The sequence below is a fragment of the Pectobacterium carotovorum genome (genome assembly GCF_033898505.1).
GTDB classification, from domain to species: domain Bacteria; phylum Pseudomonadota; class Gammaproteobacteria; order Enterobacterales; family Enterobacteriaceae; genus Pectobacterium; species Pectobacterium carotovorum_J.
This window is the reverse complement of record NZ_JAXAFK010000003.1, coordinates 47,046-69,312: the sequence shown is the minus strand read 5'-3', so window position 1 is coordinate 69,312 and position 22,267 is coordinate 47,046. Positions and strand designations below refer to the sequence as shown.

The following is a 22,267-nucleotide window of genomic DNA, read 5'->3' as shown; positions in this document are numbered from 1 at the left end:
CGGCGAGTTGAAGATGTCAGCTAATTACTCTGAAGCTATATAGCCTGGCTATTCGCAAGAAAAATAAAAATGGGAATTTAACTATACCCTAAATAATTCGAGTTTCAGGTAGGCGGCAAGAGAAGGAATCCCGATGAACTTACTTAGGTAAGTTCATCGGGTGACTGACAAATCTGCCAGAGGCAGATTTGAACGCTGCTTGCAGCGGCCCCAGCGGGGCGAGGTCCACGTAAGTGGACCGAGTAACGCAGCCAACACACATGTAACTTGAAGTATGACGGGGATATCCACTGATCTTCATTCTGATAACCCTACACGTTATCTGTTATTCGGAATGAATGAGCGAACCGCGATTGAAGCAGGAGTTCATCATGAATACAGTAAGCTCAGCAGCTGGCGCGATACAAAAGAGAACAAACGCCCGCTACTGGATTGTCGTGATGTTGTTTATCGTCACGTCATTTAACTATGGCGACCGTGCCACATTGTCCATCGCTGGCTCTGCTATGTCCAAAGAGATTGGGTTGGATGCGGTAGGGATGGGTTATATCTTTTCAGCGTTCTCCTGGGCGTATGTGATTGGGCAAATCCCCGGAGGCTGGCTGCTCGATCGCTTCGGCTCAAAGAAAGTTTACTTCTACAGTATCTTCACCTGGTCGGTTTTTACCTTATTACAAGGCTTTGTCGATATCTTCAGCGGTGCTGGCATCGTCATTTCTCTGTTCCTTTTGCGCTTTATGGTCGGTTTGTGTGAATCGCCTTCCTTCCCGGGAAATAGCCGCATTGTCGCTGCCTGGTTCCCCGCACAAGAACGTGGAACGGCGGTGGCGATATTTAACTCGGCACAGTACTTTGCGACCGTGATCTTCGCTCCTATCATGGGCTGGTTGGTACATGCGGTGGGTTGGGCGCATGTGTTCTGGTTCATGGGGGGATTGGGTATCATCCTCAGCTTTGTCTGGCTGAAAGTGATCCATGATCCGAAAGATCATCCTGGTGTGAATCAGGCTGAATTGGATTACATCGAGGCCGGTGGCGCACTGATTAACATGGATGCCAAGGGGTCGAAGAAAGCGACCGAGAAGGGTGAAAAATGGCATCAGATCAAGCAATTAATGCAGTCCCGTATGATGCTTGGCGTTTACATCGGTCAATACTGTATTAACGCACTGACCTACTTCTTCATCACCTGGTTCCCGCTCTATCTGGTTCAGGCTCGCGGTATGTCGATCCTTAAAGCGGGATTTGTCGCCTCGGTTCCTGCTATCTGTGGTTTTGTTGGCGGCGTTCTGGGTGGCATCATTTCCGATTACCTGATGCGCCGGACCAACTCCCTGACTTTTGCTCGTAAAACGCCTATCGTCCTCGGTATGTTGCTCTCCATGTCGATGGTGATTTGTAACTATGTAGAAACCGAATGGGTCGTTATTGCGGTGATGTCTGCGGCCTTCTTCGGCAAAGGCATTGGCGCGCTGGGCTGGGCGGTTATGGCTGATACCGCACCGAAAGAAATCAGTGGATTAAGTGGCGGGCTGTTCAACATGTTCGGTAACGCGTCTGGTATCGTGACGCCAATTGCGATTGGCTACATCATCGGCATGACCGGCTCTTTCAATGGCGGTCTTGTGTATGTCGGGATTCATGCGCTGGTTGCCATCGTCAGCTACCTGTTTATCGTACAGGATATTAAACGTATCGAATTGAAGCCATTCGTTAAGAAGTAAGGCCATTCGTTACCGTATTAATTTGCATATAGGCAATGACACAAACGCTGCGGCATCGTACTGATGGCGCAGCGTTTCGTTATTAGGCTTGCCGTTTATTTACCTCATGGAAAGCTGGGTTTTATCTCTTCGACATCGAGCGCCAAGGGGACGTATTTCGGGGTTTATAAGGCGGAAATTCGCTTTCCCCGGTTTTCGTGAAACACCTCCCATTGGCCTGTGATAATGACATATTTAATCTGCATTTCGACAGGGAATGCTGTGCTATTGCCCAATGAGTTGTGAAATAAGAAAACTTATACTTTTTCCTGAGGTTGGTAAGGCGGTGCGGATTATAACATTGCCTTCCTGACTGGTTTATTTCGGTATCGGGACAGTTATAACCTGTTTTTATTCTGATAACCCTACAAGCATTACCATTTCAAATCAGAGTAAAAACAAGGTCGCGCTAATAAAGTAGGAAAACAACATGAAATCATCTACTGGTGCACCATCTGTTTTTTATTTCTGTATGACTGAATTATTTTCCTCATCCTCAACGTGCTCCTGCGTTTTGGCAAACATCGGAAACCTAAGCGTAAACCCTGTGCGCGCCATTCGTGACGGGAGCCTGTAATGACAAACTTTTCAGCGACCCCTGTAATTACCGACATGAAAGTCATCCCCGTCGCGGGCTATGACAGCATGTTGCTGAACATCGGCGGCGCACATGGTGCTTACTTTACGCGTAACCTCGTCATTTTAACCGACAGCGCCGGGCATACCGGTGTCGGCGAAGCCCCCGGCGGTGAAGTTATTTACAACACGCTGGTTGAGGCCATTCCTCGCGTGAAAGGCGAACAAATCGCCCGCATGAACCGTCTGGTTCATGACATTCATGTCGGCAACCAATCTTCTGATTTTGATTCCTTCGGCAAAGGCGCCTGGACGTTTGAACTGCGCGTGAATGCGGTCGCGGCGCTCGAAGCTGCGCTGCTCGATCTGCTGGGGCAATTTATGGGTGTCCCCGTTGCCGAGCTGCTGGGGCCAGGGAAGCAGCGTGATGAAGTCACCGTGCTCGGTTACCTGTTCTATATCGGTGACCGCACAAAGACGGACCTGCCTTACTTATGCGGTGAAAAAGGTAAGCACGAGTGGTATCACCTGCGTCACCAGCAGGCGATGGACAGTGAGGCGATTGTGCGTTTGGCTGAAGCCACCACTGACCGCTATGGATTTAAAGATTTCAAGCTCAAAGGCGGCGTGTTGCCCGGTGAGCAGGAAATCGATGCCGTGAAGGCGCTGAAGAAACGTTTCCCGGATGCCCGCATTACCGTCGATCCAAACGGAGCCTGGCTGCTGGATGAAGCGATTGGTTTATGCAAAGACATGAAAGGCATTCTGACCTATGCGGAAGATCCGTGCGGTGCCGAACAAGGTTTTTCTGGTCGTGAAGTGATGGCGGAATTCCGTCGCGCCACCGGGCTGCCGGTCGCGACCAATATGATTGCTACCAACTGGCGTGAAATGAACCATGCCGTGATGTTGCAGGCAGTCGATATTCCACTGGCCGATCCGCATTTCTGGACGATGCACGGTGCAGTGCGCGTCGCCCAACTGTGTGATGAGTGGGGCCTGACATGGGGTTGCCATTCCAATAATCACTTTGATATTTCGCTGGCGATGTTCACGCACGTGGGCGCGGCGGCACCGGGTAACCCGACGGCGATTGATACGCACTGGATCTGGCAGGAAGGGCAGCACCTGACCAAAGAGCCGCTGCAAATCGTCAACGGCAAAATTAAGGTGCCGGATCGCCCGGGCTTGGGGATTGAGCTGGATATGGCACAGGTGATGAAAGCCCACGAACTGTACAAAAAATTACCGAGCGGGGCACGTAATGATGCCGTCGCCATGCAGTACCTGATTCCTGGTTGGAAGTTTGACCGCAAACGCCCGGTTTTTGGCCGCTAACCCTACATAAAAAATGAGAGAGAAAGGATAAGAAAATGACATTGCAAAATTCAACGCCGGTTATTACCCACATGCAGGTTATTCCGGTTGCAGGTCACGACAGTATGCTGCTCAACCTGAGCGGTGCACATGCACCTTATTTCACTCGCAACATTGTGATTCTGAAAGATAACGCTGGGAATACCGGTGTCGGTGAAATTCCCGGCGGTGAGAAAATCCGTCAGACGCTGGAAGACGCAGCCGCGCTGGTGGTGGGCAAAACGCTGGGTGAGTACAAAAACGTGATGACGGCGGTGCGTGAACAGTTCGCCGACCGTGATTCCTCCGGTCGCGGCTTGCAGACGTTCGATCTGCGCACCACTATCCATGTCGTCACGGGGATAGAAGCCGCGATGCTTGATCTGCTGGGGCAGTTCCTTAATGTCAGCGTGGCCTCACTGCTGGGCGACGGCCAACAGCGTGATGCCGTCGAGATGCTGGGTTATCTGTTCTACATCGGCGATCGCAATAAAACCGACTTGCCTTACCAGAGTCAGGCTAACGAGAAATGCGACTGGTATCGCCTGCGTCACGAAGAGGCGCTGACGCCAGAAACCATCGTGCGTCTGGCTGAGGCGGCGTATGAAAAATACGGTTTCAATGATTTTAAACTGAAGGGCGGCGTACTGGCCGGCAGCGAAGAAGCCGAAGCGGTTACCGCGCTGGCGAAGCGCTTCCCGCAGGCGCGTATCACGCTGGATCCAAACGGTGCCTGGTCGCTGGATGAAGCCATCGGTCTGGGCAAACAGCTGCGCGGCGTGCTGGCGTATGCGGAAGATCCATGCGGTGCGGAACAAGGTTTCTCCGGCCGTGAAGTGATGGCGGAGTTCCGTCGTGCGACGGGGCTGCCGACGGCAACCAACATGATTGCCACCGACTGGCGACAAATGGGCCACACCATTTCGCTGCAATCGGTCGATATCCCGCTGGCCGATCCGCACTTCTGGACGATGCAAGGTTCCGTACGTGTGGCGCAGATGTGCCACGAATGGGGCTTAACCTGGGGTTCTCACTCCAATAACCACTTTGATATTTCACTGGCCATGTTTACCCAGGTCGCGGCAGCGGCACCGGGCAAGATTACGGCGATTGATACGCACTGGATCTGGCAGGAAGGCAATCAGCGCCTGACGAAAGAACCGTTGCAGATTGTTGGCGGTATGGTGGAAGTGCCGAAGAAACCGGGTCTGGGCATCGAACTGGATATGGATCAGGTGATGAAAGCACACGAACTGTATAAAAACATGGGATTAGGCGCACGTAACGACGCCATGGGAATGCAGTACCTTATTCCTGAGTGGACGTTTGATAATAAACGTCCGTGTCTGGTTCGCTAACGTTCTGATTTTCCGTTTTTTGAGCGCGCCGTTTCAGGTAAGCGGCGCTGGAATGACCGAGGATAAAAAATGAAGACTCCGCTGTTACCTAACCGTTTTCGCCAAGATTTGCAGCAGGGCAAAACGTTGATTGGCTGCTGGTGTGCGTTGGGCAACCCGATTTCCACTGAAGTGCTGGGACTGGCGGGATTCGACTGGCTGGTGCTGGATGGCGAACATGCGCCTAACGATATCGTGACGTTTATTCCTCAGTTGATGGCGCTGAAAGGCAGCCACAGCGCGCCTGTCGTTCGTCCGCCGTGCAATGAGCCAATTATCATCAAGCGGCTGTTGGATATTGGATTCAATAACTTCCTGATTCCCTTCGTGGAAACGGCGGAAGAAGCTGCGCGTGCGGTTGCGTCAACGCGTTATCCGCCTGCGGGTATCCGCGGCGTTTCCGTGGCGCACCGTAGCAACTGCTACGGCACCGAGCCGGACTATTTCGCCAAGATTAACGACAGCATTACCGTTGTGGTGCAAATCGAAAGTCAGGACGGCCTCGACAATCTGGATGCGATTATCGCGGTAGACGGCGTAGACGGCGTGTTTGTCGGCCCGAGCGACCTGTCTGCGGCGCTGGGCTATCTCGGTCAGCCTAACCATCCTGACGTGCAGAAAGCGATCCGCCATATCTTCGATCGTGCGGCCGCGCATAACAAACCCTGCGGCATTCTGGCACCGGTTGAAGCCGATGCACGCCGCTATCTGGAATGGGGCGCAAGTTTTGTCGCGGTCGGTAGCGATCTGGGCGTGTTCCGCAGCGCAACACAGGCGCTAAGTGACAAGTACAAGAAGTAATTCAGTCATTCCGTGCGAATCGGATCCGCCATGAGGCGGGTTCATCGTGAATTGAAGTGATATCTACATCAGACAATGAGGTTAGGGCGATGAAAATTGGTTTTATTGGACTGGGCATCATGGGAAAACCGATGAGTAAAAATCTGCTGAAAGCAGGTTACTCATTAGTCGTGATGGACAGAAATCTGGACGCGGTCGCGGAAGTCGTTGCGGCAGGCGCTACGGCGGCGGGTACGCCGAAACAAGTTGCGGAGCAGTGCGACGTTATCATCACCATGCTGCCTAACTCTCCGCACGTTAAAGAGGTGGTGCTGGGTGAAAACGGCGTCATCGACGGCGCGCGTGCCGGAAGCATTGTGGTGGATATGAGTTCAATCGCGCCGCTGGCTAGCCGTGAAATTGCTACCGCGCTGGCGGCGAAAGAGATCGCCATGCTGGATGCGCCCGTCAGCGGCGGTGAGCCTAAAGCGATCGACGGCACGCTGTCCGTGATGGTGGGCGGCGATAAAGCGCAATTTGACCGCTGCTTTGAGGTTCTGAAATCCATGGCGGGTTCCGTTGTACATACCGGTGATATCGGCGCGGGCAACGTGACCAAACTGGCGAACCAGGTGATTGTGGCGCTGAACATTGCCGCCATGTCTGAAGCGCTGGTGCTGGCAACGAAAGCTGGGGTTAACCCAGATCTGGTTTATCAGGCAATCCGTGGCGGGTTGGCGGGCAGCACCGTGCTGGATGCGAAAGCGCCGATGGTGATGGATCGTAACTTTAAGCCGGGTTTCCGCATCGATCTGCATATCAAAGATTTGGCGAATGCGCTGGATACTTCACACGGCGTTGGTGCCCAGTTGCCGTTAACGGCGGCGGTGATGGAAATGATGCAGGCGCTGAAAGCGGACGATCTGGGATCGGCTGACCACAGTGCGCTGGCGTGTTACTACGAGAAGCTGGCCAAAGTTGAAGTTACGCGATAAGCCGTGAAGCGATAGTCACGAGGCTGGCACAGGATGCCAGCCGACTGGCAGATAATCACTCTGATCTACCTCCTGGGTTTCAGGATCTTCTGCCCTGAACGTTGGCAGGTATATACCCTAAATAATTCGAGTTTCAGGAAGGCGGCAAGAGAAGGAATCCCGATGAGCTTACACAGGTAAGTGATTCGGGTGAGTGAACGCGGCCAACGCACATGCAACTTGAAGTATGACGAGTATAAGCGCCGTTTCATGAGCGCGCGGATTATTGATGCAATCGGAACGTTGATGAAATCGGATCGTTTATGAAAATAGTGATCGCACCGGATTCTTATAAAGAAAGCCTGTCTGCACAAGATGTTGCTACGCAGATTGAAAAGGGATTTCGTGAAATATTTCCCGATGCCTGCTATGTCAAATTACCTGTTGCAGATGGTGGGGAAGGCACAGTTGAAGCGATGGTCGCTGCGACCGATGGCAAGATTGTGAATGTTAAGGTCACAGGACCGTTAGGCGACAGCATCGACGCGTTCTTTGGCCTGTCTGGCGATGAAAAAACGGCTTTTATTGAGATGGCGGCGGCAAGCGGTCTGGAACGGGTGCCTTCGCAGCAGCGTAATCCGTTAAAGACAACCAGCTATGGCACGGGCGAACTGATTCGCTGCGCGTTAGATCACGGTATCCGACACTGCATCATCGGGATTGGCGGGAGCGCAACCAATGACGGCGGATCGGGTATGGTGCAGGCGCTGGGCGCGAAGCTGTTGGATAAGCAGGGCGAGCAGATCGGTTTTGGCGGTGGCGAGCTCGATAAACTCGCTCGCATTGATATCAGCGAGCTGGATGAACGTATTAAAGGCTGTCGTTTTGAAGTGGCCTGCGATGTGACCAACCCTCTGACGGGGAAACAGGGCGCATCGGCGATTTTTGGCCCTCAGAAAGGCGCGACGCCGGAGATGATTGAACAGCTGGATAATGCGCTGAAGCATTATGCAGCGGTGATTCGCCACGATCTGGATATGGATGTGGAACACGTCCCCGGTGCGGGTGCAGCGGGCGGCATGGGGGCGGCGCTACAGGCTTTTTGCGGTGCTGAACTGCGTCAGGGTATTGAGATTGTCACGGAAGCGCTGGGGCTGGATGAACTGGTACGAGATGCCACGCTGGTGATTACCGGGGAAGGTCGCATCGACAGTCAGACGATCCACGGTAAAGTGCCGATTGGCGTGGCGCGGGTCGCCAAACAGTATAATAAACCGGTAATTGGTATTGCAGGCAGCCTGACGGCAGATGTCGGCGTGGTACATGAACATGGCCTGGATGCGGTATTTAGCGTGCTTTACAACATCTGCTCACTAGAAGAAGCGCTGGATAATGCGGCAGAGAATGTGCGAATGGCGGCACGTAATATCGCTGCTACAATCCGGCTGGCGCAGTCGATATCGCGTTAATCGTCATCGTGATGGGATGGTGTTTGGTATTTATACACATTTCTATGCAGACTGAGAGACGGTTTCGTGCGCTCGTCCCTTAAACACTCAGCGTTAGGTTCTCCCTCTGTCAGGCTGCTGTTTCTTATACGAATGCAGCGACATTGTGGGTTTTGCCGTTATCTGGCGTAAAAAATTATGCTGAGGAGGTAGCTGGCTTAGGATGAGCCGCAGGACGCGGCGAAAGCTTGCGCCACGTAGGGAACGTGTCGCAAGCGGTCCGTAAAGCCAGATACCGACGAAGGCCCCGCGTTAGCGGCATAATTTCCGCCAAAAAGCCTGGGGTCACGGGGCGAGCGGCGTTTGAGCCGTCCCGTGTCGGGCGCGTGCTGCGGAGAAGCATGGAATAGCCATATTGTAAGCGCACGAAACTATCTCTATAGACGCATAATATGTATAGATATTGATTACGAATGCATAGGGTTGATATGCGGCTGGGCGGCTTTGTTGACGTTGTCGATTTCGTCCAGTAGCTCCAGCCATTCGGGTTCCAAGTCGCTGGCATGAACGCCTTTACGCAACTGCTGCTCCAGATAGCGGCAGATGCGTTTCAGACGCGGCACGCCGCTGTAGCTGCAACTGCCGTGCAGTTTATGCACCAGTTCGATAATGTTGTCATCCGTCTGGCCCTTCAGCACGTTTTCTATCTTCTGCTGAACCTCCGGTAAGAAATCCAACAGCATTTGCAGCAGGTCACGCGCTAACTCCGGCTTGTTGGCCGCCTGTTGCTGCGCCAGCGCCCAGTCGAGAGACAGTTGGCTATCATCGTGCTCGCTTAATAAACTCGTCATATCACCGCGATCGCGCTTTAGCGGATCCTTCCGCGCATGACGCGTCAGCACGCTTTTCAGCATCTGTTCATCTATCGGTTTAGCCAGATAGTCATCCATGCCTGAACGCAGCAGATGCTCACGTTCACCCGTCATGGTCTGCGCCGTCACCGCGATGATGGGCGTGGTGGCATGGTGGGGGATCTGGCGGATCAGTTCGCTGGCGCAAATGCCGTCCATACCTGGCATCTGAATGTCCATGAGGATAATGTCGAACTGATGCAATTTCGCCTGTGCAATCGCATCCTGCCCACTTTCACACAGAATAATCGTCTCGACCTGCTCTTCCAGCAGCGTGCCGATCAGTTTCAGATTCGCCGGGTTGTCATCCACCGCCATCACGCTTAGCGGCAGACGGGCCGGATGGCGTGTGGCACTCGGGTGAGATGCCGTGTCGTCCGGCAGGAAAGAGAGCTGGAACAGCGTGCTGTCCTGTAACAGCGGCAGCAGGCGCGATGCTGCGAGCGGTTTGCTCAGGCATGCATGTACACCGAAGGTTTTCAGCTGTTCGGCATCCATTTGCGCCAGGCTGGGCAGCGCCAGAATCACACAGGGTGCCCGGCGGCAGATATCACGCAGTCTGGGCGTGTAGTCGAGCAGTGTGTTGCGATATTGCACGGGAATGCCGAGCAGCAGGATATCGAATTCCCCTTCCGGCAGTTGCTCAAACGTTGGGCTGTAGCTCACGATGAGCGGCGTCTGGTTCAGGATATCCAGCGTGGCCTGCGCGGCGATGGGATGATACTCGACGTAGGCCAGATGTTTGCCTTGCAGCATCGTATAAGCCGGTTCTGTCGGTATGGCGTGCGGGTTGAGCGGCAGCGTGATGTGGAACCAGAAGGTCGAGCCCTTGTTGAGCTGGCTCTGGAAACTGATATCGCCGCCCATCTCTTTGACCAGACGTTGGGTGATGACCAGCCCGAGTCCCGTGCCGCCATGACGGCGTGAAATACTGGTGTCAGCCTGGCGGAACGCCTGGAACAGCTGCGATTGCTGCAATTCGGCAATACCGATGCCGGTATCGCGTATTTGCACCTCTAGCTGGACCTGATGGTGTTCCTGACGACGCTTCTCTACCCGAATATCAATGTTGCCCTGCTCGGTAAATTTAATCGCGTTGCCCAGCAGGTTGGTGATGATTTGCTGTATTCGCAGCGGATCGCCGACAAACTGTTCGGGTACGTCATTCTGAATGCTGAGCGTCAGCTCTAATCCTTTTTCATGTGCCGTGTGCGCCAGCAGCATCACGACATCGTCCAACGTGTTGTGCAGCGAGAACGGAATATCCTCCAGCACCAGCTTACCGGCCTCCAGCTTCGAGAAATCCAGCACATCGTTAATGATATTCAGCAGGTTATTGGCGGAACGTTCGATGGTAAGCAGATAGTCAGTCTGTGTGGTGTTCAGCGGGGTCTTCAACGTCTGGCGAGTGAAGCCGATCACGCCATTCAGCGGCGTTCTCAGTTCGTGTGACATATTGGCCAGAAACTCCGATTTGATGCGCGCCGCTTCCTGAGCCCGCTTTTTGGCCAGATCCAGTTCGACGTTCTGGATCTCCATCTGCTCCAGCGTTTCTCGCAGATCGTAGGTCGCCTGATCGATATTTTGCTGCATTTCCTCGTGGTAGGCGGTCAGCGACATGGCCATTGAGTTAATGCCGTTTTTCAGCATGTCCAACTCGCCCAGCATGTACCCTTCTACCCGGCTATCCAACTGCCCGCGGCGGATGCGATCGACGGTCTCAACCATATTACGAATCGGGGTGGTGACATCCCGCATCAGACGATAGGCAAAGAGAACGGCGGCACCCAAAGATAACAACAGCAAGAGCGCGGCGATGAAGATTTCCTGATACTGCTGAAGCCGAATAGCGCTGGTGTCCAGTTCGATCACCAGATAGCCGAGAGGTGTGGCGGTACCGGGCAACACGGGCGCCGTGCCGACCGGCATAAATTCACTGTCATTGACGATCGGCATGTGCAGAATCAGCGCGTCATTCGTGTGGTGCAAGTGCAATTTGTTGTAGGAAGGCGCGTCGCTGCTGATCGGCTGTAATGCCACGTTGTTGCGTACGTTGGTGGTAGCCAGAAGCTGATTGCGCGCATCGAACACGCTAATGGTACGAATAATCGCGGAGTGCCGACGGTGAAGCGTATTGATTAACGCGGGAATTGTGTCCATCTGACGATGGGTAATCGCGTAAGCGCTGATGGTTGCCAGCGGTTCAATGATGCTGGTGCCCGAATCGGCCAACTGCGACTGCAACTGATTGTAACGATGAATGACGAAGAACGAACTGAGCAGCAGCCCGATCATCAGCGTCGGTGCCAAAATCAGTATCAACATCCGTGCACGAAGACTGTATTTGGTCATGGGGTTCCAATGTGGGAGAATTAGCGGATGCTAGGCACCCTATTATTTAATTTAGTTACCGGGTACTGCCACTGCCGTTCAACTCAAGAGAAAAATCAATAGTACATTATGGCGCAATTCTACTCTCCAAACCGGCGTGTGACGACCCGGAAAGCGATTCCTGCTAAGAACCTCACTGTTACGGTCACGTCACTTGACCCGTTTGGACAGGGGGTTGCGCGTCACGAAGGCAAGACGGTGTTTGTCACGGGTGTACTGCCGGGAGAGCAGGCTGAGGTCCAACTGACGGAAGAGAAACGTCAGTTTTCGCATGCAAAACTTAAACGCCTTCTGACGCACAGCCCACAGCGCGTTGAGCCGCTGTGCCCGCATTTTACCCGCTGCGGCGGCTGCCAGCAGCAGCACGCGGACATCACGCTGCAACAGAGCAGCAAAACGGCCGCATTAATGCGCCTGATGACGCGGGAAACGGGCGTTGAGCTGCCGGAAGCCTCGCTGATCGCCGGCACACCTTATGCCTATCGGAGGCGCGCGCGGCTTGCGTTATACTTTCAGGCAAAAGAGCAGCGTCTGTTGATGGGCTATCGGCAGTCAAATTCTCACGATCTGGTGGATATCAAAGCCTGTCCGGTGCTGCGCCCCGAGCTTGAAGCACTGCTGCAACCGCTGCGCGACTGCCTGAGCCGATTAAAGGCGGTGAAGCGCCTTGGGCATGTGGAACTGGTGCAGGCGGAAAACGGCCCGCTGCTGGTGCTGAGGCACCTTGATCCTCTGCATTCATCGGATGAACAGGCGCTGCGAGATTTTGCCCAGCAGCAGGGTGTCTCGGTTTACCTGGCACCGGATGCCGATTCGCTGACGTGTCTGCCCGGCGAAGAGCCGGTTTATCACGTCGCCGGACTGACGCTGGCCTTTAGCCCGCGCGATTTTATTCAGGTCAACGACGCGGTTAACCAGCAGATGGTTGCGCAGGCGCTGGCGTGGCTGGATGTGCAACCGCAGGATAGAATATTAGATCTGTTTTGCGGCATGGGTAACTTCACGCTGCCGCTGGCACAGCGCGCCGCCAGCGTCGTTGGCGTTGAAGGGGTGACCGCGCTGGTAGAGAAAGGGCGCGAGAATGCCCGACGCAATGCGCTGTCCAATGTCACATTTTTTCACCAAAATCTTGAAGATGACGTCACACAGCAGCCGTGGGCGGCTCAGGGTTTTGATAAGATACTACTTGATCCGGCACGTGCGGGCGCGGCAGGCGTGATGGAGCAGATAACCCGACTGGCACCTGAACGGGTGGTCTATGTTTCCTGTAATGCCACGACGCTAGCACGCGACAGCAAAGTATTACTGGCGGCAGGTTTTAGGCTGGTGAATGTCGCGATGCTGGATATGTTTCCACATACCGGGCACCTTGAATCGATGGCACTGTTTTTGCACGATACCGGCACGCGAAAGGCGTAATAGGCTGCAAAGCGGCGTCGTTTGCAAGGTGAAGGGTAACGTAGGGAGAAATTATGGTTGCGGTAAGAAGTGCGCATTTGAATACGGCAGGTGAATTTGTCCCTGACGCGTGGATTGCTTCGCTGGGTATTTCCAGTCAGCAATCATGTGAACGTTTAGCCGAAACCTGGCGTTACTGTGAGCAGCAAACGCAAGATCACTCCGATGCATCGCTACTGCTGTGGCGCGGCATTGAAATGGTGGAAATCCTGTCCACGCTCAGTATGGACAATGACAGCATGCGCGCGGCGCTGCTCTTTCCACTGGCGGATGCAGGCGTGGTCGATGAGGCGACGCTGGAATCCGCGTTTGGTAAAAACATCGTTGATTTGGTGCATGGCGTGCGCGATATGGATGCAATTCGCCAGCTCAAAGCGACGCAGAATGACTCTGGCGCGTCTGAGCAGGTCGATAACATCCGCCGTATGCTGCTGGCAATGGTGGAGGATTTCCGCTGCGTCGTGATCAAGCTCGCCGAGCGGATCGCGCATCTGCGCGAAGTGAAGGATGCCCCGGAAGAAGAACGGGTGCTGGCAGCCAAAGAGTGTACCAATATCTACGCGCCGTTGGCGAACCGCCTAGGCATCGGCCAGTTGAAGTGGGAGCTGGAGGATTTCTGCTTCCGCTACCTGCATCCTGATGAATATAAAAAAATCGCCAAGCTGCTGCACGAGCGTCGTATCGATCGCGCGCAGTACATTGACGATTTTGTCAAAACGCTGCGCGATGCGATGAAAGAAGAGGGCGTGCAGGCGGAGATCTACGGCCGTCCCAAGCATATCTACAGCATCTGGCGCAAAATGCAGAAAAAATCGCTGTCGTTCGATGAGCTATTCGATGTGCGTGCGGTGCGTATTGTTGTCGAACGTTTGCAGGACTGCTATGGGGCGCTGGGTATCGTGCATACCCACTATCGCCACTTGCCGGACGAGTTTGACGATTACGTTGCCAACCCGAAACCGAACGGTTATCAGTCCATTCACACCGTGGTGCTAGGGCCGGGCGGCAAGACGCTTGAAATCCAGATTCGCACGCGCCAGATGCATGAAGATGCCGAGCTGGGCGTGGCGGCACACTGGAAATACAAAGAAGGCTCCGCCGTGGGCGGGCGTTCCGGCTACGAAGGCCGCATTGCCTGGCTGCGTAAACTGCTTGCCTGGCAGGAAGAGATGGCCGATTCGAACGACGTGCTGGACGAAGTTCGCAGTCAGGTGTTTGACGATCGCGTCTATGTCTTTACGCCGAAAGGCGATGTGGTGGATCTCCCTGCCGGCTCCACGCCGCTGGATTTCGCTTACCACATCCACAGTGATATCGGGCACCGCTGCATCGGGGCAAAAATCAGCGGACGCATTGTGCCGTTTACCTACCAACTGCAAATGGGCGATCAGATTGAAATCATCACCCAGAAGCAGCCGAACCCGAGCCGCGACTGGCTGAACCCGAATCTGGGATATATCACCACCAGCCGTGGACGTTCCAAGATCCAGAACTGGTTCCGCAAGCAGGATCGCGACAAGAATATTCTGGCGGGGCGGCAGATTCTGGATGACGAACTGGCGCATTTGGGGATCAGCCTGAAAGCGGCGGAGAAATTGCTGCTGCCGCGCTACAACGTGAATTCGCTGGATGAATTATTGGCGGCTATCGGCGGCGGCGATGTTCGTCTGAACCAGATGGTGAATTTCCTGCAATCGCAGTTAAAACAGCCTACTGCGGAAGAACTGGATCGTGAAGCGCTGCGCCAACTGACGCAGAAATCGCAGCAGCCGCCAGCGCGTACCCATAAAGATAACGGTCGTGTGGTAGTGGAAGGTGTCGGTAACCTGATGCACCATATCGCGCGCTGCTGCCAGCCGATTCCAGGCGATGAGATTACTGGGTTCATCACGCGCGGTCGGGGAATTTCGATTCACCGCGCGGACTGTGAACAGTTGGACGAACTGCGCGCCAGTTCGCCGGAGCGGATTGTGGATGCGGTATGGGGCGAAAGCTACTCCAGCGGATATTCGCTGGTGGTGAGGGTGATTGCCAACGATCGCAGCGGCCTGCTGCGGGATATCACCACGATTCTGGCGAATGAGAAGGTCAATGTACTGGGCGTCGCCAGCCGGAGCGACACCAAACAGCAACTGGCAACGATTGATATGGATATCGAGATCTACAACCTGCAAGTGCTGAGCCGCATTCTGGCGAAGCTCAACCAACTGCCGGATGTGATCGACGCGCGGCGCCAACAAGGGGCGTAAGTATTGATGCTGTGTTTTGCCTCAAGCGTAAAAATTACGCTGAGGAAAAACAGTCATCCAGGATGAGTGGCATGGATGCCACGAAAGTCGCTGCCGCGTAGGGAACGCGTCAGCGACGGTCCGCCAGAAGACTGTTTTTCCGAAGGCACCGCGAAGCGGCGTAATTCCCGCGAAAAAGACAGGGGGCACGGGGCGGCGTCGATTGGACGCCCCGTGTCGGGCGCGACGCAGTTGCGGAAGTGATCGTTGGAATGTATCGCGCACGAAACGCCTCTATCTTGTCTGTCATCTCTGTAGAACAATAATTGTTTGATTTCCAGGAATATTATGACTGTACCTTTGACGAACGTATCCCCCGTCGAGCGTCTGCTCGCCATCATGAAAACCCTACGCGATCCCGAAAATGGTTGTCCGTGGGACAAGAAACAGACCTTTGACACTATCGCGCCCTATACGCTGGAAGAAACGTACGAAGTGCTGGATGCCATCAGCCGTCAGGATTTTGATGATTTGCGCGGTGAGTTAGGAGATTTGCTGTTTCAGGTGGTGTTTTACGCACAGATGGCGCAAGAAAAGGGCTTGTTCGATTTCTCCGACGTGTGTAACGCCATCAGCGATAAGCTGGAACGCCGCCACCCGCATATCTTCGGGGAGCTGAGGCTGACGGACAGTGATGCCGTGCTGGCAAACTGGGAGCAGACAAAAGCGCAGGAACGGGCGGAGAAAGATCGCCATTCGCAGTTGGATGATATTCCTGATGCACTGCCTGCGTTGATGAAAGCGCAAAAAATTCAGCAGCGTTGTGCGTCTGTTGGCTTCGATTGGGACAGCCTGGGGCCGGTGCTCGACAAAGTGTATGAAGAAATCGATGAGGTGATGTTTGAGGCGCGGCAAGCCGTTGTCGATGAAGAAAAATTAGGTGAAGAGATTGGTGATTTATTGTTCGCTACAGTCAATCTCTCTCGCCATCTGGGACACAAGGCCGAGACGGCGTTGCAGGCAGCAAATCGTAAGTTCACTCGACGTTTTCGTGAGGTAGAACAAATCGTTACGGCATCGGGAAAAACGCTGGAACAGGCAACGCTCGACGAAATGGAAGCCGCATGGCAGCAGGTGAAAAAACAGGAAATCAGCCATTAATCCCTATTTATCGATAAAACCATTTTTTATTGATTTTAATGTTTTTATTTTATTGTTTTTTAAAGTGATTGTAGGTCGAGGTGAGGGTGGTTTCACCTCGTCTGCACGTGTGTTGGAATCGTCACATTGTGTAAAACGAACATTTGTGGCGCTCATCAGGTTCAGGTATACTACTTTCCCGTCTTGGTACTTCCATCGTCTTTAAACCTAAACTCTCAGGTTCAGCATGACAACTAATTATATTTTTGTGACCGGCGGGGTCGTTTCCTCTCTGGGTAAAGGCATTGCCGCAGCCTCTCTGGCGGCTATTCTTGAAGCCCGTGGCCTCAACGTTACCATCATGAAACTGGACCCGTACATCAACGTGGATCCGGGCACGATGAGCCCGACGCAGCACGGTGAAGTATTCGTCACCGAAGACGGCGCCGAAACCGATCTGGACTTGGGTCACTACGAGCGTTTCATCCGCACTAAAATGTCGCGCCGCAACAACTTCACCACTGGCCGTATCTACTCTGATGTCCTGCGCAAAGAGCGCCGTGGCGACTATCTGGGCGCGACCATTCAGGTGATTCCACATATCACCAACGCGATTAAAGAGCGCATCATTGAAGGCGGCGAAGGTCACGATGTTGTTCTGGTTGAAATCGGTGGTACCGTCGGTGATATCGAATCATTGCCGTTCCTTGAAGCGATTCGGCAGATGGCGGTGCAAGTAGGCCGCGAGCACACACTGTTTATGCACCTGACGCTGGTGCCGTATCTGGCGGCGGCGGGCGAAGTGAAAACCAAGCCGACGCAGCACTCTGTTAAAGAACTGCTTTCCATCGGTATCCAGCCTGACGTGCTGATTTGCCGTTCCGACCGCACCGTGCCCGCCAACGAGCGTGCAAAAATTGCTTTATTCTGTAATGTGCCGGAAAAAGCAGTAATATCCCTTAAAGACATTGATTCGATTTATAAAATCCCGTCGCTATTGAAATCACAGGGGCTGGACGATTATATTTGTAAACGATTCAGCTTGAACTGCCCTGAAGCAAACCTGTCAGAATGGGAACAGGTTGTGTATGAAGAAGCGAATCCGGGCGGTGAAGTCACCATCGGTATGGTCGGCAAATATGTTGCGCTGCCGGATGCTTACAAATCCGTGATTGAAGCGCTGAAACACGGCGGCTTGAAGAACCGTCTGACGGTAAATATCAAGCTGATCGACTCACAGGATGTCGAAACCCGTGGTGTCGAAGTATTGAAAGATTTGGACGCTATTCTGATTCCAGGCGGTTTTGGCTATCGTGGCGTCGAAGGGAAAATCATGGCGGCGCGTTACGCCCGTGAGAACAATATCCCTTATCTGGGCATTTGCCTGGGGATGCAGGTCGCATTAATGGAATTTGCCCGTAACGTTGCCGGAATGGAAGGCGCAAACTCAACGGAGTTTATGCCAGACTGTAAGTACCCGGTGGTTGCGTTGATCACGGAATGGCGTGATGAGAACGGTAATGTTGAAGTCCGTGATGAAGCCAGCGATCTGGGCGGCACCATGCGCGTTGGCGGGCAGCAATGCCATCTGACCGAAGGCAGTCTGGTGCGTCAAATGTACGGTGAGCAGACGATTATCGAACGTCACCGTCATCGTTATGAAGTTAACAACATGCTGTTGAAACAGATTGAAGCGGCGGGATTACGGGTTGCTGGTCTTTCCGCCGACCGCAAACTGGTGGAGATTGTTGAGTTACCCGATCATCCCTGGTTCGTTGCTTGTCAATTCCACCCGGAATTCACATCAACGCCGCGAGATGGACATCCCCTGTTTGCCGGCTTTGTGAAAGCCGCTGGCGCGTACCAGAAGCGTCAGGTGAAGTAAGAGTTATATCAGCAACGCGCGATCGCTATCGCGCGTTGTTCGTCTAGGGTTTTAGTTCTGTCTAAAGTTTTAGTTTAACTTGTACTGAGGAAAATCTAATGTCCAAAATTGTTAAAGTCATCGGCCGTGAAATCATCGACTCACGCGGAAACCCAACTGTTGAAGCTGAAGTTCATCTGGAAGGTGGTTTTGTAGGTCTGGCTGCTGCGCCATCAGGAGCTTCTACTGGCTCTCGCGAAGCGCTGGAACTGCGTGACGGTGACAAATCCCGTTTTCTGGGCAAAGGCGTAACGAAAGCCGTTGCCGCTGTTAACGGCCCGATTGCTCAGGCTGTTGTGGGTAAAGACGCGAAAGATCAGGCGAACATCGACAAGATCATGATCGACCTGGATGGTACTGACAACAAATCCAAATTCGGTGCAAACGCCATTCTGGCTGTTTCTCTGGCTGCTGCTAAAGCTGCTGCTGCGTCAAAAGGCCTGCCGCTGTATGCTCACATCGCTGAACTGAACGGCACTCCAGGCAAATACTCTATGCCATTGCCAATGATGAACATCATCAACGGCGGCGAGCACGCAGATAACAACGTTGATATCCAAGAGTTCATGATTCAGCCTGTTGGCGCGAAAACTCTGAAAGAAGCCATCCGTATGGGTTCTGAAGTGTTCCACACCCTGGCTAAAGTTCTGAAATCCAAAGGTATGGGTACGGCTGTTGGTGACGAAGGCGGCTACGCGCCTAACCTGGGTTCCAACGCTGAAGCGCTGGCCGTTATCGCAGAAGCGGTAAAAGCAGCAGGCTACGAGCTGGGCAAAGACATCACGCTGGCGATGGACTGTGCAGCGTCTGAATTCTACAAAGACGGTAAATACGTTCTGGCTGGCGAAGGCAACAAAGCGTTCACCTCTGAAGAATTCACCCACTTCCTGGAAGATCTGACCAAACAGTACCCGATCGTGTCTATCGAAGACGGTCTGGACGAATCTGATTGGGCTGGCTTCGCTTACCAGACTAAAGTTCTGGGCGACAAAATCCAGCTGGTTGGTGACGATCTGTTCGTAACCAACACCAAGATCCTGAAAGAAGGTATCGAGAAAGGCATCGCTAACTCTATCCTGATCAAATTCAACCAGATCGGTTCTCTGACCGAAACGCTGGCTGCAATTAAAATGGCGAAAGATGCAGGCTACACGGCTGTTATCTCTCACCGTTCAGGCGAGACTGAAGATGCAACCATCGCTGACCTGGCAGTAGGTACAGCGGCTGGCCAGATCAAAACCGGTTCTATGAGCCGTTCTGACCGCGTTGCTAAATACAACCAGCTGATTCGTATCGAAGAAGCGCTGGGTGATTCTGCACCGTTCAACGGTCTGAAAGAAGTTAAAGGCCAGTAATTACGTCTCTGGTGTATCAAGCCTTTGAGAAAACGGCCTGATATACGCCAACGTGGTTAACTCTAAAAATCCAGAAGCGTGAAAACGTTTCTGGATTTTTTTATGACGGACATCCTAGTCCGTCACCCTGCGGGCCGTTGCTGTGCAACGTTGAAAGACGCTCTGTCCCTTCCTTTTCTTGGATATCCGCTGCCCACTTTGGGGTATCAGTTATACGCCTCGTTTTTATATTTTAATTTTTAAAATTCAACGCTTTATAAAATAAATCCCTCTATCGCTCTCCTTATTTTCTTTTTGTCATGTCTGTATAGTATGCGGCGATATATAAAAAATTACATACCGATAATTGACATGATATTGACCAACAGGGATATAGCGGATGAAAGCCCGAAAAAATAATAGAAAAAAAGCACAGTGGTTATTGCCAGCATTAATGGTGGTTGTTCCACCTGTATTGAGCGCCGAACCGATAACGAGTAAAGACAGCGAAAAGGCAAAAGCGGCTGACGTTATGGTCGTTAAGGCAGAGCGCAGTGAGGCGAATGCGAATCTGGCTGGCGCTGGCATGACGACCGATGATGTGGAGATCGGGCCGCTGGGGAAACGTTCACGACTGGACACGCCGTACTCGACCACGACCGTGACGGAAGCCATGATTGCCAATCAGCAGGCGAAGAACGTTAACGACCTCCTGAAGTACAACTCGTCCAGCCAGATGCAGGCACGGGGCGGCATTGACGTAGGTCGCCCACAGAGTCGCGGTATGCAGGGGAATGTATTGGCAAACAGCCGGTTGGATGGGTTGAACATTATTTCTACCACGGCATTCCCGGTGGAAATGCTGGAGCGGCTGGATGTGATTAACAGCCTGACTGGCGCACTGTATGGGCCTGCCAGCCCCGCAGGTCAATTCAACTTCACACAAAAAAGGCCTACGGCTCAAACGCTGAATCGTTTTACCGTAGGCTATTTCGGTAAAGGTGCCGCGATGGGGCATGCCGATCTGGGCGGACATGTGGGGGACGAAAACCAGTTCGGCTATCGCATCAACCTGCTGCACGATGAAGGCGAAGGGAATATCAGCAACAGCACGCTAAGACGGCAATTAGCCAGCGTCGCGTTTGACTGGAATATCTCGCCTGATACGGTCCTGGAAATTAACGCCAGCGAATATCGCTTCAGGAAAATGGGCTATGCCGGTGATTTTGCCTATGGGCCGACGATGCAACTACCCAAAGCGCCGGATATTACGAAACAGGGATACGGACAGAGCTTTGCAGGCCTCGATCTGATAACGAAAACAGCCAGCACCCGTCTGAAACACTACTTTAATAATAACTGGTACGCTTCGGGTGGGGTGGGCTATCAAGTCGCCGATCGCGGTATGCGTTCACTTTCGCATAATATTTTGCCATCAGGGGATGTGGAAACCACTCTGACGCGACAATATTCATCCGGGCGTTTCCGTGTTCTGAGTAATACGCTGCAGTTGAACGGTCATATCGATACGGACGGGCCTTCCCACGATGTAGTATTCAGTACCACTGGGTATCAATGGACGATGTTTTCTTCTCCTGGAGAGGATGACGAATATACGCTGGGAACCAGCCCCATCAATGCGCCACGGCATTACAACGATCCCAGCGATGGGCGTTATTATGCGGGTTCTGGTCACTATAAATCCAGCCGTACCAGCCAGCAGGCTATCACCGCCGGTGATACCATCACCTTCAACGATCGCTGGTCGGCGATGGGCGTGGTGAGCCAAAGCTGGTTGACCTCACGTAGCTTCACTAATGATAGCGTGCAACGTGCGACGGGTACCAGCCCGACGGTGTCGCTGATGTACAAGCCCTTGCCTAACGTGATGACGTATGTCGCCTATGCTGATTCTCTGGAGCAGGGAGATACTGCTCCTAATAGCGCGGTGAACAAAGCGCAGACGCTGAAGCCTTACCGCAGCACCCAATATGAAGCGGGGGTGAAATCACAGTGGGATGGCTTGAATCTGAACGCAGCGGTATTCCGTCTGGAACGCCCATATGCCTATGTTGATTCGGCTGATAACGTGTTTAAAGAGCAGGGAAAACAGGTTAATACCGGGCTAGAGTTGATGGCGGATGGTGAAGTATTTTCCGGTTTGCATGTCTATGGCGGCATGACGTTATTGGATCCCAAGTTGACGGATACAGGGATTGAGGCGACGACGAATAAACGGGTGGTCGGGGTGCCGAAGTTTCAGGCTAACCTGCTGACGGAATACAGCCATCCGTCTTACCCCAATATGGTCTATACCGCGAACCTCCATTACACCGGTAAACGCGTGGCCAATAATACCAACACAGCGTGGGTAGATAGCTATATGACGCTGGATCTGGGCACACGCTACGGCTTCAAACTGTACGACAAGCCGGCAGCGTTTCGCGTTTCGCTCAATAACGTCACCAATGAACATTATTGGAGCTCGCTCTTCCCTTATCGTCAGAACGGGGAAAATCGAGGATCCAGTGCGTTTGTCGGCGACCCGCGTGAAATCCGCGCTTCTTTGACCGTTGACTGGTGAGCG

At 53.2% G+C, this 22,267-nt stretch carries 13 protein-coding genes; 12 read left to right on the top strand and 1 reads right to left on the bottom strand.

Annotated elements, in window-relative coordinates; genetic code table 11:
- Window positions 1-371: 371 nt before the first annotated feature.
- The 6 genes from R9X49_RS14920 to R9X49_RS14895 all read left to right on the top strand — a co-directional run bounded on the left by R9X49_RS14920 (window position 372) and on the right by R9X49_RS14895 (window position 8,315).
- The gene (locus R9X49_RS14920) at window positions 372-1,724 is read left to right on the top strand and encodes an MFS transporter (protein ID WP_319849148.1); all 1,353 of its coding nucleotides are present in this window, start codon (window positions 372-374) and stop codon (window positions 1,722-1,724) included.
- A gap of 615 nt (window positions 1,725-2,339) precedes the next feature.
- Window positions 2,340-3,677, top strand: coding sequence for an enolase C-terminal domain-like protein (locus R9X49_RS14915; RefSeq protein WP_319849147.1), 1,338 nt, complete (start codon window positions 2,340-2,342; stop codon window positions 3,675-3,677).
- A 35-nt stretch (window positions 3,678-3,712) separates the two neighbouring features.
- The gene (gene gudD / locus R9X49_RS14910) at window positions 3,713-5,053 is read left to right on the top strand and encodes a glucarate dehydratase (RefSeq protein ID WP_319849146.1); all 1,341 of its coding nucleotides are present in this window, start codon (window positions 3,713-3,715) and stop codon (window positions 5,051-5,053) included.
- Window positions 5,054-5,122: 69 nt separating this feature from the next.
- The gene (gene garL, locus R9X49_RS14905; protein WP_039361268.1) at window positions 5,123-5,893 is read left to right on the top strand and encodes a 2-dehydro-3-deoxyglucarate aldolase; all 771 of its coding nucleotides are present in this window, start codon (window positions 5,123-5,125) and stop codon (window positions 5,891-5,893) included.
- Window positions 5,894-5,952: 59 nt separating this feature from the next.
- Window positions 5,953-6,867 carry a 2-hydroxy-3-oxopropionate reductase gene (gene garR, locus R9X49_RS14900; protein ID WP_261581136.1) on the top strand — a complete coding sequence of 305 codons (915 nt, stop codon included), beginning with the start codon at window positions 5,953-5,955 and terminating at the stop codon, window positions 6,865-6,867.
- A gap of 302 nt (window positions 6,868-7,169) precedes the next feature.
- Window positions 7,170-8,315, top strand: a complete 1,146-nt coding sequence (locus R9X49_RS14895; RefSeq protein WP_319849145.1) for a glycerate kinase — start codon at window positions 7,170-7,172, stop codon at window positions 8,313-8,315.
- A 446-nt stretch (window positions 8,316-8,761) separates the two neighbouring features.
- On the opposite strand, the gene barA is transcribed toward R9X49_RS14895, so the two are convergent.
- Complete coding sequence (gene barA, locus R9X49_RS14890) at window positions 8,762-11,557, bottom strand: two-component sensor histidine kinase BarA (protein ID WP_319849144.1); 2,796 nt, start codon at window positions 11,555-11,557, stop codon at window positions 8,762-8,764.
- A 108-nt stretch (window positions 11,558-11,665) separates the two neighbouring features.
- On the opposite strand from barA, the gene rlmD reads away from it, so the two are divergent.
- The 6 genes from rlmD to R9X49_RS14860 all read left to right on the top strand — a co-directional run bounded on the left by rlmD (window position 11,666) and on the right by R9X49_RS14860 (window position 22,264).
- Complete coding sequence (gene rlmD, locus R9X49_RS14885; protein WP_319849143.1) at window positions 11,666-13,015, top strand: 23S rRNA (uracil(1939)-C(5))-methyltransferase RlmD; 1,350 nt, start codon at window positions 11,666-11,668, stop codon at window positions 13,013-13,015.
- 53 nt (window positions 13,016-13,068) lie between these two features.
- Entirely contained in the window at window positions 13,069-15,303 is a 2,235-nt protein-coding gene (relA, locus tag R9X49_RS14880) for a GTP diphosphokinase (RefSeq protein ID WP_319849142.1), read from the top strand.
- A 327-nt stretch (window positions 15,304-15,630) separates the two neighbouring features.
- The gene (gene mazG / locus R9X49_RS14875) at window positions 15,631-16,443 is read left to right on the top strand and encodes a nucleoside triphosphate pyrophosphohydrolase (RefSeq protein WP_319849141.1); all 813 of its coding nucleotides are present in this window, start codon (window positions 15,631-15,633) and stop codon (window positions 16,441-16,443) included.
- Between the two features lie 226 nt (window positions 16,444-16,669).
- Entirely contained in the window at window positions 16,670-18,307 is a 1,638-nt protein-coding gene (pyrG, locus tag R9X49_RS14870; protein ID WP_319849140.1) for a glutamine hydrolyzing CTP synthase, read from the top strand.
- Between the two features lie 98 nt (window positions 18,308-18,405).
- A complete protein-coding gene (eno, locus tag R9X49_RS14865) occupies window positions 18,406-19,701 on the top strand; it encodes a phosphopyruvate hydratase (protein ID WP_015841532.1) in 1,296 nt (431 codons plus the stop codon).
- Window positions 19,702-20,080: 379 nt separating this feature from the next.
- Window positions 20,081-22,264, top strand: a complete 2,184-nt coding sequence (locus R9X49_RS14860) for a TonB-dependent siderophore receptor (protein ID WP_319849139.1) — start codon at window positions 20,081-20,083, stop codon at window positions 22,262-22,264.
- Window positions 22,265-22,267: the final 3 nt, after the last annotated feature.

Bases quoted from the DNA above. Each gene is read 5' to 3' on its own strand.
- rlmD (WP_319849143.1), top strand. From the start codon at position 11,666: ATGGCGCAATTCTACTCTCCAAACCGGCGTGTGACGACCCGGAAAGCG.
- R9X49_RS14920 (WP_319849148.1), top strand. From the start codon at position 372: ATGAATACAGTAAGCTCAGCAGCTGGCGCGATACAAAAGAGAACAAAC.
- R9X49_RS14915 (WP_319849147.1), top strand. From the start codon at position 2,340: ATGACAAACTTTTCAGCGACCCCTGTAATTACCGACATGAAAGTCATC.
- pyrG (WP_319849140.1), top strand. From the start codon at position 16,670: ATGACAACTAATTATATTTTTGTGACCGGCGGGGTCGTTTCCTCTCTG.
- gudD (WP_319849146.1), top strand. From the start codon at position 3,713: ATGACATTGCAAAATTCAACGCCGGTTATTACCCACATGCAGGTTATT.
- relA (WP_319849142.1), top strand. From the start codon at position 13,069: ATGGTTGCGGTAAGAAGTGCGCATTTGAATACGGCAGGTGAATTTGTC.
- R9X49_RS14895 (WP_319849145.1), top strand. From the start codon at position 7,170: ATGAAAATAGTGATCGCACCGGATTCTTATAAAGAAAGCCTGTCTGCA.
- garL (WP_039361268.1), top strand. From the start codon at position 5,123: ATGAAGACTCCGCTGTTACCTAACCGTTTTCGCCAAGATTTGCAGCAG.
- eno (WP_015841532.1), top strand. From the start codon at position 18,406: ATGTCCAAAATTGTTAAAGTCATCGGCCGTGAAATCATCGACTCACGC.
- barA (WP_319849144.1), bottom strand. From the start codon at position 11,557: ATGACCAAATACAGTCTTCGTGCACGGATGTTGATACTGATTTTGGCA.
- mazG (WP_319849141.1), top strand. From the start codon at position 15,631: ATGACTGTACCTTTGACGAACGTATCCCCCGTCGAGCGTCTGCTCGCC.
- R9X49_RS14860 (WP_319849139.1), top strand. From the start codon at position 20,081: ATGAAAGCCCGAAAAAATAATAGAAAAAAAGCACAGTGGTTATTGCCA.